The sequence below is a fragment of the Betaproteobacteria bacterium genome, assembly GCA_016713305.1.
Lineage (GTDB): Bacteria > Pseudomonadota > Gammaproteobacteria > Burkholderiales.
This window is the reverse complement of record JADJPK010000031.1, coordinates 200,257-216,466: the sequence shown is the minus strand read 5'-3', so window position 1 is coordinate 216,466 and position 16,210 is coordinate 200,257. Positions and strand designations below refer to the sequence as shown.

1 protein-coding gene and 1 pseudogene are annotated in these 16,210 nt (G+C 68.1%); both read left to right on the top strand.

From position 1 onward, the window contains the following. Positions 1–157: 157 nt before the first annotated feature. Positions 158–805 (top strand): annotated as a pseudogene (locus IPK20_22695) (hypothetical protein). A gap of 25 nt (positions 806–830) precedes the next feature. After that, positions 831–16,199 carry a right-handed parallel beta-helix repeat-containing protein gene (locus IPK20_22690; protein ID MBK8019200.1) on the top strand — a complete coding sequence of 5,123 codons (15,369 nt, stop codon included), beginning with the start codon at positions 831–833 and terminating at the stop codon, positions 16,197–16,199. The last annotated feature ends 11 nt before the right edge of the window (positions 16,200–16,210 follow it).

Here is a 16,210-nt window from a genome sequence, read left to right as displayed (position 1 = left end):
CGGCGCGGGTGCCGTGGTCAACGGATCGACCGCGGGTGGCCAGGCCCAGGACGTCTCGGTGCGCGCGATCGATGACACGCGCATCACCAACATCGCCGGCGCGCTGGCGGGGAGTCTCGACGGCTCCGGGGTGGGCATCGGGCTCGACGTGACGGTGCTGATCAAGGAGACGCGCGCGGTGATCGGCCCGAGAGCGCGCGTGGAGGCGGGCGGTGACGTCGTCGTGCTGGCGGACGGGTCGGAGGACATCGTCTCGGTCGCCGCATCGCTGGGTGTCACCGGCGGCTCGGTGGGCGTGGGCGGATCCATATCGGTTCAGGTACTCGATACCACCGCGCTCGCAGCGATCGAAGGCGGCGCGGGCATCGGCGCCATCGTCCACGCAGGCGAGGGCGTGGATGTGTCCGCGACGGGCGATTTCACGGCCAAGCTGGTGGCAGGTGGTATCGCTTTCGGACCGGATGCCGGCGTGGGGGTGTCCAACACGACGCTCGTGCACAAGGACAAGGTGCTGGCGTCCATTGGCCAGGGCGCGGAGGTGACCGCTGCCGGCGTGGCGGGTGTCCGCGTGGCCGCGTGGTCGACGGAAGACCTCATCACCATCGCGGCGGCGGGCGGTGGCGGCAGCTCTGCGGGGATCGGTGCGTCCGCCGTCGTCAATGTGCTGGAGGAGACGACGCGCGCGTTCATCGACAACGGCGCGCACGTGACGGCGCAGGCGGCAGGCGCGGCAACCGGCGGCATCCTGGTCGACGCACAGGACGACCCCACGGCGATCGTCGTCGCCGGGGCGATCGGTGCCGGTTCCACCGGCTGGCATCGGTGCCGGCGTGTCCGTGAACACCTTCACCAAGCGCACGGAAGCCGCGATCGGTTCGAATGTCACCGCATTCACCGACGGCGACATCCGCGTCCTGGCGGATTCCTCCGAGGATCTGACCAACATCACCGCGGCGGCCGGCGGCGCCGGCACGGTGGCCGTGATGTTCGGCGCGGGGATTCCCGTCTACACGATCCGCACCCGGGCGTTCATCGGCGACGATCCGTCGGACGGCATCGCCTCGGCCGGCGCGGGAGACGTTCACGCGGTCGGCAGCATCGTCGTCGCCGCGGACGATCGCAACGAGATCGACCTCATCGTCGGAAGTGCCGCGGGCGCAGGAACGGCCGCAGTCGGCGGTGCCGCCGGTGTGGCGGTCATCGACAAGTTCACCGAGTCCTTCATCGGAGCGGGCGCGCGGGTCACGGCGGACGGCCAGTCCGCCGTCACGTCGAAGACCGGCGAGTTCGGCATCACCTACGCGCCGAGCGCCACGGGTATCGGCAACGTCGACATCAGCGAAGGCCGCCAGGTCTCCGCAGCCGATGGCGAAGTGGGCATTCCCGAGATCGCCGAGCTCGATCCGCGTCAGGACGGAAGCGACTACCGCACGAACGGATCGTTCAGCGGGCAGCGGACACCGACGGCGAAGGAAGCGACGAACTTCCGCGGTCTGGCAGTCACCGCGACGAGCCGCGACGACATCGAGACCTTCACGTTCTCCATCGCGGGCGGACAGGTGGCGGTGGCCGTTCCCGCCTCCGTGAACGTGATCGACGCCGACACCCGCGCGTACATCGGCCAGAACGCGAAGGTCAACGAGGACCGCACGGGGGCTCATGCCGGTCAGTCGGTGCTGGTGGGTGCGGGCAGCGACTTTTCCTACCTCGCGATCGAAGCGTGCGGCGCCGGCGGATATGTCGGCGTGGCCACGGGTGTCGGCGTCTCGGTGCTGAAGGGCCTCGTGGAGGCCTTCGTCGCCGACGGCGCGTCCGTGTTCGCCTCGGACGACGTGAACGTCGCCGCGCGTGCCACGGAAGATCTGCTCATCCTTGGCGGTGGTTTCGCCGGCGGCGTGGTCGGCGTGGCCGGCTCGGTGAACGTGCCCAGCCTGGACAACGATACGACGGCCTACATCGGCGCCGGTTCCCGTGTGGATGCGGGTGGCGACGTGGTCGTCCTGGCGACCGACGACACCCACATCGATCTCATCACGGCGTCGCTCGCCGGCGGATTCGTCGGTGCCGGCGCCGCCGTGGGCGTGATGATGATCACGAAGGACACGATGGCGTTCGTCGGCACCGGCGCGACCGTGGATGCCGACGGCCGCAACGACGGCTTCGCGACCTCGCTGAACGGGGACATCCTGGAAGACGCCGCGGGCCAGGCCACGGGCTTCGGGCGCAGCGTGGGACACGGCCTCACCGTGCAGGCGGAATCGAAGGAGGACATCCTGCAGCTGACGATTGCCGGCGCCGGCGGATTCGTCGGCGTGGGCGGTGCCGTGGGCGTGACGCTCGTGGATTCGGATACCAACGCCTTCATCGGCGGCAACGCCCTCATCAACCAGGCGGCGGACAACGCGTCGGCCTCGGGCGGACAGACGGTGTTCGTGGGCGCGTCCAACGAGATGCGCGCCCTGGTCATCGGCGGCGGCGTCGGCGGCGGCTTCGTCGGTGTCGGCGGCGCGGTGAGCGTGGGCAACGTGAACAACGATGTCGGTGCCACGATCCAGGCGGGCGCCAAGGTCGCGGCACGCCGGGACGTCGAGGTGAGCGCCGTCGCGATCAAGGATCTCGAGGGCTACACGGTCAGCGCCGCAGGCGGTCTCGTCGGGGTGCAGGGTGCCATCTCCGTGTGGTCGCTCGGCACGCCAATCAGCAAGAACTACACGGACGCCCAGGGCCGGTCCTACAACGCCATGCGCGGCGACAACGGGGCCACGGCCGACGGCGACGCCGGCTCCCAGGCCGCGGCCGGACGGAACCAGGTCAACGACATGCTCACCTCGTACAACCAGGGCGACACGTCGGACAACCAGACGAGCGCGAACGAGCGCATGGCAGGCGCCGCGCGCGGCGCCGCGTCCCGCATGAACAACGCCGCCCCGTCGGCAACCGCCATCACGCAAGCCATCAACAGCACGGCGACGACGCAGGGCACGGAGGCCGTCATCCAGGCCGGCGCCGAGATCCGTGCAGGTGAGGACATCGAGGTCCACGCCAACGAGAAGGACGAGATCGCGTTGCGGCTGGGCGGCATTGCCGGCGGTTTCGTGGGCGTGGGTGTCTCGGTGGGCACCCTCTCCCTGGGGCTCAACGTGCGCGCCTCGGCTGGCGGTGTGCTGGATGCCGGCGGCAACGTGTGGGTTCTCGCCGATCAGGAGCAGGACGTCGATCACAAGGCGCTCTCGTCGGCCGGGGGCGCATTCAGCGTGGGCGCTTCGGTGTCCTCGATCAGCGATGCAAGCACGCGTTCCGCCTTTCTCGCCAATGGCACGTCAGTGCCGAACGCGCAGGAGGTGCTGGTGCGCTCGATCGGCGACCAGGACATCGTCGCGCTGACCGGCCAGCTCGTCTCCGGGGCCGGCACGTCCGGCGCCTCGTTCACGCGCATCGGCGTGGACAACAATTCGGCCGAGGATACGGTGGCCGCGATCGGTGCGTCCGCGTCCATCGGATCGGCCGACCACGCGGTGGGACGCGTGGAAGTGACGGCCATCTCGCGCGTGAACGCCGATCTCACGACGCTCGCGCCGTCCGTCGGCGGCACCGCCACCAACGTCAATTTCGCCTTCGCCGATGTCACGCCGGAGGTCCGCGCCCGCGTGAATTCCGGAACGGCCATCCACGCCAGCGGCGACGTGTCGGTCCATGCGCACACCGACCACGACGTCCAGTCGGACGTCTTCGGTCTCACCATCGGTTTCGCGTTTGCCTTCGGTGACAACCGCGCCAGGGCCAACAGCGATGCCTCGGTGAGCGCGTCCCTGGGCGGTTCGATCACGGCGGGCAGCGTCGACGTCGCGGCAGGCCACAACGTGGACTCGGCGACGATGAATCCCATCCACCAGGTGATGGGCGGCTCCGAGCGCAGCGCTCATGCCTCCGTGGATGCGCCCACGGGCGGCATCACTGCGGTCTCCGTCTCCTTCGCCGAGACGATCAACGACACGGACGTCGGCGCCGGCCTGGCGGACGGCACGACACTGGACGTGAACGGCGTGGCTTCCATCCGCGCCGGTGCGCTCAATTTCTCCCATTCGCGCGGCAACGGCTTCTCCGCGTCGCTGGTGGGCGGCGGGCTGATGGACACGCGGGCCAAGGCCTCGGGCGACGTGAGTGCCACGGTCGGAATGAACTCCACGGTGGACGCGGGCAGCCTCGTGATCGATGCGAAGGGCGTGGACCGCGCCGATGCCAAGGGCCAGACGACCGACCTGGGCGCGCTGGGCGTGGCGCGATTTTCCGAGGTGGTGTCCACCGTGGACCCCACCGTGACCGCCAGCATCGGCGAAGGCGCGCACGTGGACGTGGGCTCCAACGTCGTCGTGCGGGCCGATTCCAGCACCGACGGCGACGCCGTGGCCGAAGGCATGTCCATCGGCCTGCTCGGTTCGTTCGGGGGAATCGACGGCACGTCGCGCGTGACGCCCACGGTGTCGGCGCAGGTCCTCTCCAGCGCTGTCCGGCCCTCGTCGGTCACCGCCCGCACCGGTTCGATCACCCTCGAAGCGACCCACGGCCGCAACGCCGAGGTGAGTGATGGATCGTTCGATGCGGGGTCCGGAGTGAGCACGCAGGACGACACGCTCTCGACCACGAAGCCCCACGGTCTCAAGACCGGCGATCGCATCACCTACCTCGCCGACGGCGGCACGGTCATCGGCGGACTGCAGGACGAGCGCGGCTACGGCGTCATCTACGTGAACGGCACGACCATCAAGCTGGGCGTTCCCTTCAAGGGAACGAACGTCGACAGCACGCAGGACGTGATCCGCTTCGACGCCCCGCATGGGTTGAACGACGGTGAACGGCTGAAGATCGGCAACGACGGCGGACCTCTGACGGGCGGTCTCGCTTCCGGCCAGGACGTCTACGTGCGGGTGATCGATGACCGCACGGTCAAGCTCGCACGCACACAGGCCGAGGCACTCGCCACCACGAAGACCTTCGCGGCGGGGGCCGTGAATGCGTCGACCGATCTCGTCACGCTCGCCGGACACGGATTCGCCGCCAACCAGGCCGTTACCTACCGGGGGCCGCGCAAGCTCGACTTCTACGCCAACGGGGTGGATGTCACGGCCGAGACCATCGCGCTGGGGACGGAGTCCCAGCCGCACGGTCTCGTGGACGGCGACCAGGTCGTCTACCGCATTGAGGACATCGTCCTCGAGCGCCCCACGAACCAGCCGGCCGCCGCCCTGGGCGGCCTGAGTGCCAACGGCACCTATTTCGTCAAGGCGGTCGACGCCACGACGGTGAAGCTGGCGACGAGCGCCCAGAACCTCGCCAACGGCGTGTTCGTGAACCTCTCCGTGTCCTCGGCCGCACAGCTCACGAAGCACAGCCTGCAGAAGGCGGCGGAACGTGCGATCACCGGGCTGGTCGATGGCCAGACCTACTACGTGCTGGTGAACGACGCCGACAGCTTCCGTCTCGCTGCCACGGCCGGGGGACCGGCGCTGGACATCAATGCGACCGGAGCCGGCGGCACGCACCGCATCGGCGCCGAAGGCATCGAACTCGACGGTGCGCCGCTCACCGGGCAGCAATGGCTGGCGTACGACATCACGTCGGCGGGTGCGGGTATGCAGCGCCTTCTCGGCGCTGGAGGCATCTCCGCGTCGCTCGATGCCCTGGGGGCCGACGGTGTTTCGCGTGCGTCGAGCCAGGGGCCGTCGTACTCCCTGTTCATCTCGGGCGGCGGTGCGGACTCGAACGTCACCGTCTCCCCGACCGTGACCGCAGGTGCAGGCGTGTCGGCACAGCTCACGGCAGGCAGCGACGTGGGCGTCATTTCCCAGTCGTTCGCCAACGGTTCCGTCTCCGCCGGCACGTCGGGCGGTGCAGGCCTCGCAGGATTGGGCACGTCGAACGCGAACGTCACCTTCGGCAACACGGTCACCGCTCGCGTGGCCGACGGCAGTTTCATCACGGCGGGGCGCGACGTGGACGTGACGGCCGACAGCCGTCACACCGCCATCGCCGAGGCGGTGGCCGGTGCCGTCTCACTGGGTTATTCGTCCAGCGGCGCGTATGCGAACGTGCAGGCATTGCCGACCACCACCGTCGACATCGGCGCCGGGGCGCACATCCTTGCGGACAACGATGTGGATCTGCGCGCCCGCACGGGCGCCAGTGGCAGCGCCGATGCCAATGCAAGCGGCGGCGCCTTCATCGGCGGCGGCACGGCGGATGCCCGGTACACCATCGGAGCGTCCTCCACCGATGCGGTGACCCCGCGCACGATCACGGTGGGCGTGGGTGCCAACGCCGACGTGCGAGCGCAGCGCAATCTCACTGTCGATGCGGGTGTGGACGCCACGCAGCTCGTCACCACGTCGTACGCCGGCGCCGGCGGCTTCGGCGTCGATCCTGATGCCGTGGCCGTGTCCATCGTCAACACGCTCGCCGTCACGCGCATCGATTCGGGCGCGCACCTCACCGGGGTCGAGAACGCCCGCATCGTCGCGACGCACACCGGCATCGCCACCGAAGCCCGCCCGACTTCCTGGGGAGCGGGTGCCGTCGGAAGCGCGGACGCGGATGCCTGGTCGATGCACCGCGTCATGTCCCGGATCATCGGCGAACCCGACGCGGTGGTCGCTTCCAAGAACGTCGATGTGTTCGCGAACGTGAGCTTGGGCCTGCCCATCGCGGCCCCCAGCGCGGACAAGCCCGACCTGAGTCTGGTCAGCACCAAGGCCACGTCGCACTTCCAGCCGCTGGGATGGGACCGGTACATCACCTGGAACGCCGACACGGTGCTGCTGTCCGCGCCGACGCCGGAACTGCTCGTCAATGCCTCCGGCAGCATCGTGGTCGAGCGTGGACTGGATGCCGTGGACCTGGGCGACCGCATCGTCGTCAACGACATCAGCAACGATGGCAACGCCGGATCGGCGCGGTTCCGCGTCAATCCGTCCTACTACGCCATCGACGTCCTCGGCACGCAGCTGAAGGGCGGCGTGAACGGCAAGATCGATGGCGACCAGGGCACGCTCACCGTGCGTCACACGTGGGAGACGGTGAACATCACCAACCTGTCGACCAAGGATCTCGTCATCAACGACATCGATCCGGTCGACCGCTCGGGCACCGCCACGGTCAGGATCGATGCCGACGAGAACGAGTTCCACTTCGACATCGCGCACGAGTACGGCCCCACGCGCATCGACATCGCGAATCTTGGCTCGGCGGGGACGCCGGACATCGTCTTCGAAGGGGTGGTGAACAACCCGCTGGGACTCACGGAAGTGATCAACCGTCGCGGGGACATCCGCTCGTCGGCTTCCGCGCTCATCCGCACGAACGTCGCGAACATCGAGGTCGAAGGCGACATCGCCTCGACGGCCGCTCGTCTTGCCGTGGAACTGGTGGAAAGCGAAGGCCGCACGCCCACGCTCGATGCCGATGCCGGCGGCGACATGGCGCTGCAGCTTCGCCTGCTGGACCGCAATGCGGCCGCCGGCCCCCTCGCGCTGGCTCTGGGCACGCTGGACGCGGGCGGCGACGTGGACGTGCTGCTGCTGCCGGCTCTGGAGCAGACGACCGTGTCCGCCGCTCCGTCGGGCTACACCGTGACGGTCACGTGGTACCAGCCGACGATCGATGCGCTCGCAGGGACTCCCGGACCGGCTTCGCAGGGCACGTACCTCGGTCACTACCAGTCCAACGTCGGCGGTCCCATGTTCGTGCCGTCCATGGGCATCTTCGGCACGGGCGCCACGGCGGTGGACAGTCTCACCACCTTCGGTCTGGTGCGCGCCGGCGGCGACATCCGCATCGCGGCTGCGTTCGGCAGCACTCGCATGACCCTCGTGGGCACGACCGATCTCACCGGCGACGGCGCGATCGATGTCCACACCAATGGCGACATCACGCTTGCGGAACTCGCCGGCGACATGCGCGTGGGCCGGATCGTGTCCACCACCGGCGACGTATTCCTGACGTCACCGGCAGGCATCGTCGATGCACTGGGTGACGCCCAAGCCGACGTCGTGGGACGCCGCATCGTGCTGCGCGCCAACGGTGGCGGCATCGGCTCGCACCTCAACGATCTGGAGATCGATTCGCAGCTGTCGGGCAGCGCGCTCGTATTGGCGTTGGCGCAGTCCGACGTCTTCCTGGTGGAAACCGCCGGCCCCTTGGCAGTGGAACGTGTGGATGCGGCACAGGGCGAGATCCGCCTGACCACCCGCGACAGCGATGCCGCCGGCGAGGACATCGTGGTCGGCGCAGGCGCCGAAGTGACCGCGCTGCTCGGTTCGGTGACGCTGCAGTCCGGCGACGATATCGCCGTGACGGGCCGGGTCTTCGCGCACGACCCGCTCGTGTTCGCCGTCGATCACCGCAACGCGGATGCGGGTGCCGGAGGACATCTGTCCCTCACGGGCGAGATTGCCGGGTCCCGCCTGACCATGCTGGGCGACGACGACGACGACGTGCTGATCGCCACGGGCCTCACCATGGCCGTCACCGGCTGGGGCCGGCGCGGGAACGACATCCTGCGCGGCGGGCGCAAGGACGACGATCTCTACGGCGGCGAGGGCGCGGACGAGATCGACGGCGACGAGGGCGACGACCTGCTCGTGGCGGACGCGGGTGTGGGCGATGTGCTCCGGGGAGGGGCCGGCAACGATCGCCTCTTCGGGTCGGAAGACGGGGCCGAGGCGGATCCTGATTTCGGCGATGCGTTGCGTTTCGGTGACCGCATCGAGGGAGGTGAGGGCGACGACGTCATCCAAGGTCTCGGCGGCGCGGACGACATCGATGCGGGCGCAGGCATCGACTGGGTCGACGGCGGACTCGGCGGCGACCGGATCGTGGGCGGCACCGGAGCCGACACGCTGTATGGCAGCCACGGCGCGGACGCGATCTTCGGCCACGGCCTCACGGACGCCGGGGACGACGATGCGGCCGACCGGATCTTCGGCGAGTGGGGCGACGACGTTCTGCACGGCCAGGGCGGTCTGGATCTCATCGAGGGCGGTTTCGGCAACGACCAGCTGTTCGGCGGACGCGGCGACGACGTGCTGCATACGGGCTTCGGTCTCAACACGGCAGACGGCGGCGAAGGCGACGACCAGATCCACGGCTCCGACGACGGCGCCGACACGCTGCTGGGTGGGGCTGGCCGCGACCGTCTTTGGGGGTACGCCGGCAACGACACGCTGGACGGCGGCGCGGACGACGACATCCTCGAAGGTGGCGCAGGGGACGATCTGCTGCAGGGTGCCGGCGGCAGCGACGTTCTGGTGGGCGGTGCCGATCACGACACGCTCTACGGTCATTTCCCCGACGCGGGTGCGCAGGACGACAACGCCGTCGACACCCTCTACGGCGATTTCGGGACGGGGCTGAACGAAGCCGGTTCCGGACGCGACCGGCTGTATGGGCAGGGCGGCAACGACCTGCTGTTCGGCGAAGGCGGCGACGACCTGATCGAGGGCGTGGCCGGCTTCGTGGCGGTGGAATCCAGCGGCGGTTCCGGCAACGTCATCGACTTCGGCGACGCGCTCGACAACGCGGCCTTCTCGGCACCCACGGCAACTGCGGCGCCCGCGCTCCAGGCCATCGACTTCTCGGTTGCACGCGAAGCCGCCACGCTGCCGGACGGAACGGATCACCGGGGACGCTGGGCGGATCTGGGCGGTTCGGCAAGCGATGGCGGCGTGTCGGGCAGCGGCATCCTCTCCCGCGAACCGCAGGTGGCGACCGCACCCGACGGCAGCGCCGTGGTCGTGTGGACCGACACCCGGGCCGGTGTGCCGCAGATCTACGCTGCCAGGCACGGAGCGAGCGGCTGGATCCAGCTCGGAACCAGCGCGTCGGCGCGAGGCGTCAGCGACGCGGCGACGCCCGCCTACGCACCGAGCGTGGCGATCGATGCTCAAGGCCGCGTGGTCGTGGCCTGGACGCAGGAAACGGCCACGGGCCGCGAAATCCGCGTGGCAAGGTTCGACCCCGCGGCGCAGGGCGGAGCGGGTGCGTGGGAATCGCTGGGCACGTCGCTGGCTGCCGGCGGCATCTCGGGCAGCGGGCAGGCCGACAGCGCCAGGGTGGTGATCACCGCCGGTGGCCCGGCCGTCATCTGGCTCGAAGGCGCGGCGGACGCCAAGCGCATCTACGCGAAGACCTTCTCGGGCGGCACGTGGCAGGCGCTCGGCGCGAACGGGGCTTCCGGCGCAGGGATCGCGGGCGGCGCCGTCACGGTGCAGGTCGAAGATCTGGCGGCCGCGACCGACGGCACCCGGGTGGCCGTCGCCTGGACGCAGATCGACGCGTCGACGGGAGCGCGGCAGGCGTATCTGCGCGAACTGGTGTCCGGCAACTGGACCGAGCGCGCAGGTTCCGGCACCGGGTCCGGGATGAGCGGCTCCACCGACGGCGCCTACGCCGGAACGCTGTCGTACAACGCCCGTCCGACGCTCGCCTATCACGCGGGATCCCTGTTCGCCGCGTGGCAGACCTTCTCGGACGAAGGGGCCGCGATCACGGTGGTGGAATACGCCGGCAACGCAGCCGCGCAGGTGCGCGGGACGTTCGACACGCCGGAGTTGCGTTCGGATCCCGTGCTCACCAGCGGCGGCGGCGTGCTGCGGCTCTTGTGGACCCGCGCCGCCTACGAATCGTCGCAGACGCAGCTCTACGCGGTTCGCTACACCGGCGCCGGCTTCATCGAGGAAGTGCCGGGCGATGCCAGCGGTGCGGGCTTGAGCCTCACCGGTGGTTCCGCGCAGGCGCTCGCCGCAGCGACCAACGCCGGTGGACTGCCCATCGTCGCGTGGCAGGACGCCGCGTCCGGCGTGCCGGGCATCCTCGCGCGCGGCAGTTCCGTCGCCGTCTCTCGTACATTCATCGCCGACGCCTCTACCGGCGTGACGCTGCAGCAGGTGCTCGACAGCAACGACCTCGGGCTGGGCGACCTGATCGTGGTGCACGGTGCGCACGGCGGTCCGTTCACGATCTCGGCACAGGATGCCGGCGTGACGATCGTCGGCGCGGAAGGCGCCGTGCTGAATGGACCCGTGACCGTCGCGTCCGGCGCTGCGGACGTGACGTTCCAGCGCCTGCGGATCAACGGTGCGGTGACGGTGCAGGGCGCGGCACGCTTCACGCTGACGGAATCGCACGTCACGGGAGACGTGCGTCTGGAAGGCGGCGACAGTGCCCAGGTGACGGTCAGCGACGTGAGCGGCGTCATCCGGGTCGTCGATGCGGTCGCTCACGCGCTGATCGACGGCAACACGGCATCCGCCCTGGAAGTGACGGCGCCTGGCGGTATCGGGGCATCGGATCTGCGTGTCCGCAACAACACGCTGCGTTCCATCACGCTGGGCGCAGCGGCAAGCGGGAACATCCGCGGCAACCACGTTTCCGGCGGTTCCATCGGCCTGGTGATCTCGGCGGCCTTCGACGGCCTGATCGCGGACAACCTCATCGAAAGCGGGCTGGGCGTCCAGTACGACGCCGCCGCGGCACTGATCGGCAACACGATCCGCGGCACGACGACGGGCGTCCGGACAACCGTCGCAGGCGCCGGGGCCCTGGGCTTCGTGGCCGGCAGCGGCGTGAACCACGTGGAAGGCGGCCAGACCGGTGTCGATATGGTGAATGCCCGCATCCAGTATCAGCACGTGACCGGTGCCGTGACCGGTGTACGGGGTACCGGCACCATCGGCGGAGATTCGCTGGACACGGCCAACCTGATCGAAGAGAACGAGACCGGGATCGGCGGATTCCAGGGCACGATCCAGTACAGCCGTATCGCCGGCAACGGCATGGGCATCCGCGCCGAGACCGGTCAGCAGATCCACCACAACCTCGTCTACCGCAACACCACGGCCGGGGTGCTGATCTCCAGCAGGAGCGGCGTCGGGCTGTATCAGAACACCTTCTACGCGCCGCAGGGCGACAACGTCCGCATACAGACCGCATCGAGCGGTGTGGAGGTCATCGGCAACATCTTCTGGGCGGAGTCCGGCTACGACCTGTACGTGGCCAACGACTCGCAGGCCGGCTTCTTCAGCGACTACAACGATCTGTACGCGAGCGGCACGGGCAAGGTCGGCTACTGGACCAAGGACTTCACCGACGTGCTCGACTGGCAGGCGGACATCGCCCGCTTCGACCTGCACTCCATCGGCGCGACCGTGGTCAATCCGCAGTGGGCGCGGCCCGCGTTCTTCGACCTCCACGCGGACGACTTCCGCCTGCGGGACCCCGTCGCCGGACTGCGCTTCACCAGTCCGTCGGTCGACATGGCCGACGTGCGTCTTGATCGCGCGCTGCCCCCCGGCTACGCGAACCTGCTGACCAACCCGGGCTTCGAGTCCGGGACGACCGGCTGGACCGTCAACGTCAGCGGCGGCGTGAAGGCTGGCGCCCCTGCGGCGTGGGACGGTTCCAACCGCTTCTATGCCGGTGACACGGAAGGCGGCTTCGCGCAGCAGAGCGTCGATCTCGTGGCGGCCGGCTACAGCGCTCAGGCGCTCGACAGCGGGGCGCTGGACATCGTGTTCGGCGGGCGCGTGCGGCGTGCCGACGACGGCACTCGTGACGAAGGCAAGATCGTCCTGCGGTTCCTCGACGGCACCGGCAATCTCGTCGGCGAGAGGACCGTGGATGCATCGGACGTCGCGGACCGCTGGGAATTGATGGGGGGCCGCGCGTCGATTCCGGTCGGCGCGCGCTCCGTCGTGTTCCGCTTCGAGGCAGAGCGGGTCGGCTCGGGCGCGAACGACGCCTGGCTGGACGGCGCGTTCCTGCGCGTGGTGTCCCAGGCCTGGGCACCGGACCTGGGGGCCTACGGCTTCGGCACACACGAATCGCAGCCCGAAACCGCGCGCCGGATCGCGCTGCGTTTCCCGGATCTCTACACGGACTGGGAGAAGGGAGAACCGCTCACGATCCGCTGGGAAACCACCAACAACACCGGCTTCTCGGCCGTGCGCATCGATCTGCTGCAGGACACGGCCGACGGTCCCAAGCTGTACCGCAGCATCGTGGAGGCCACGCCGGACGACGGCGAGTTCATCTGGACGCCCGAGGCGAGCAGCGTGGACTTCGGCACCCACCGCCTGCGCATCCAGGTGTCGCTCGTGGATGCGCCGGAAGTCCTGGACCGCAGCCAGGAAGTGTTCTCGGTGCCGGAGGACGGCAAGGACTACTGGGTCGATGACGCCTCGGACGCGAACGACGAGTTCACGCCCGGTGCGACCGGCTCCAACCGCAACACCGGCAAGACGGCGGCCGCACCCAAGCCCAACCCGGTCAACGTGCTGCGGGCCTACACGCTCGATGCCGGCGCGGTCCTGCGCATCGACACCGGCGACTATCCGCTCATCGACGCACTCACGTTGTCCGGCTCGCTCGACCTCGGGCTCGGGCTCGACGAGGGCTTTCGCATCACCGGTCCGCTCGACGCCTCCCGCGTCGCGACCTTGTTCCCGGCCATTCCCAACACGCGGTTTGCCGGTCTCATCGAACTGAACGACGCCGACTTCGTCACCGTCGAGCATCTTTCGCTGGTCAACAGCGGCCGCGGCCTGTACGTGCACGACGGGTCGGAGAGCTTCTCCGCGTCCTATCTCACGGCGACGGGCCACTCGGTGGACGGCATGACCATCGACACCAGCGCGCAGTTCTCCGATTTCTCGCACCTGACCGCCAGCGGCAACGGCGGCTGGGGCATCTGGATCGATGGGCCTATTGCGTCGTTGATGGATTCCATCGCGACGGGCAATGGGAACGGAATCCGTATCGCAGGTGTGGTTAGCGTGGTGTCGCGAAATGTCGTGACTGGCAACACGTCACTGGGGCTTGCCGTCGTGAACGCGGGCAATGCCAAGGTGCAAAGCAACATTGCGACCGGCAACCGGGTGGGCCTATCGGTTTCCAACAGCACCGGCACGACACTCGTCGGGGATACCGACCTGTCGGCCGGAAACGGCAATCGCGCGAATTCGAATCGAGCCAATGGCATCGAGGCCAGTGGCAACGTGGTGGTGGCAGGTAACACTGCGTCGGGGAATGTGAGTTCCGGCATCAGCGTTTCAGGGACACGAGTGGTGTCGAATGTGACAACGGGTAACGCCACCGGAATTTCGGCTTCTGGCGCTACCGTTGAACGCAACCGCGTGATGGCCAACGGCTCCTTCGGCATCGATGTTTCGGCCTCGATCCTTCTCGGTAACGTCGTGTATTCCAATGGCACCGGTGTACGGGCGGCTGGAAATTCCGGATCTACCCTGAAGCACAACCTGATCTACGCGAACGGGACCGCAGGAGTCGTTCTCGCCAGCGCCCCGGATTCGCAGATTCTGGGAAACACGATCCAGCAAGGCGCCGGCAATGTCTTGTCGGTGACCGGGAACGGAGTGAAGGTCTTCGACAACATTCTTGTGTCGACAGACGGAATCGCGATCAACGTGAGCGCCGACAGCTTCACCGGCTTCCAGTCCGATTTCAATCTCTATGACGTGACCGGTGCCGGTCAGGTCGGCTTCTGGCAGGGTATGCCGCGCTCGACACTGGCGGCGTGGCGCAGCGGCAGCCTGCAGGACACCAACAGCCTTACTGGCGATGCGTTGTTCGTCGATACTGATGGTGCAGACAACGTGCTGGGATACAGCGGTCCGCTGTCGGATGGGCGAGACGACGATTTCCATCTGCAAAGCGCCTACGGAACCTTCGCCGCGGGATCCTTCGTGCCGGTGCTCGATCCGGGAAGCGGCTTGCCCTCCGAAGTTGCCGTGCCGACACCGGTCCACCTTGGCGCTACTTCACCCGCAATCGACCGTGGCCGGTCCTCTACCGATTTCAGTCAGGAGCCGGCCCCCAACGGCGGTTACGTCAACCTGGGCGCCTATGGAGGCACGACACAGGCATCTCTCAGCCCGGCACAGTACGTCACCGTGCTTTCTCCGAATGGGGGCGAGCGCATCGCACAGGGCAGAACAGTCGACATCCGTTGGCGCTCGTCCGGATTCTCCGGGAACGTCGATATCCAGATCGCCGGTCCTTCGACCAATGACGTGTTCCTGCCCCTATCGGTCGGCGAGAGCAACGACGGCTCTTATGTGTGGACGGTGAACGCGGCCGACTTCCCGGTCGGCAACTACACGATCCGGATCTCCTCGGTCGCTGATGCGTCGATTGCCGACACCTCCGACGCACCGGTCCAGGTGATCACGCCAATTTCGTTCTACTACGTGAATGACACCTCCACGGAGGGCGACGAGTTCACCACGGCCGCCGGGTCCGTCAACAACGATGGTCTTTCGCCAGACAGGCCCATGGCCTCCCTCGCTGATGTGCTTTCGCGCTACAACCTGGGCGCGGGGGACACCATTCTCGTTGATACCGGTACGTATGTTCTCGGTGCCAACGTGGTGCTTTCATCGGACGACAGTGGTGTGACGATAGTGGGTGCGTCGGGGCATGGGAGCGTGCTGGACCGGGGCAACACGACCAATGGGGCGTGGGCGTTGCAGTTTGCGGGTGCGGACGATGTGACGTTGGAGGGGTTGGTATTCCGGGGCGGGCAGCACGGGATCGGGGCGGCGAATGGAGCGGACTCCGACGGGGTGGTGCTGAACGACATTGTGGCGATTGGCAACAGCCATTCGGGCGTGGCGATGGACACGTCGAACGATGCGTGGACGGTGGTGGGGTCGAGGTTCGAGAGCAATTCGTCGTATGGGCTTTGGTCACGGTCGATGGATGCGGTGTTCGAGGGCAACACCTTCGTTGGTAATGGCGAAGGGTTGCACAGCGAGGGGGTGCGCACGCGCATCGTGGGCAACGAGGCGTTTGCGAACAACAGCTGGGGTTTCAGTGTTGGTGGAAGCGGTGGCGTGGCCAACCGGGTGCTGGTGGAAGACAACGTGGCCGTGGGGAACCGCCATGGAATCGCGTTGAGTGGCAATGCGGTTCTGGGGAGTGGCAACCGGACCTGGAGCAACAACTTCAATGGTCTGGGGTATACGACGCAGCGGTGGCGCAGTGGAACGACGTGTGGAACAACGGTCATGGGGTGGACGCCAGCAATGCGACGGTGCGCGAGAACGTCGTCTACGGAAATCGTGGTGACGGGATCGGGCAGTGGAGTTCGAGGATCGAGTCGAACCGGGTGTACGACAACGCCGGGATAGGGATCAACGGG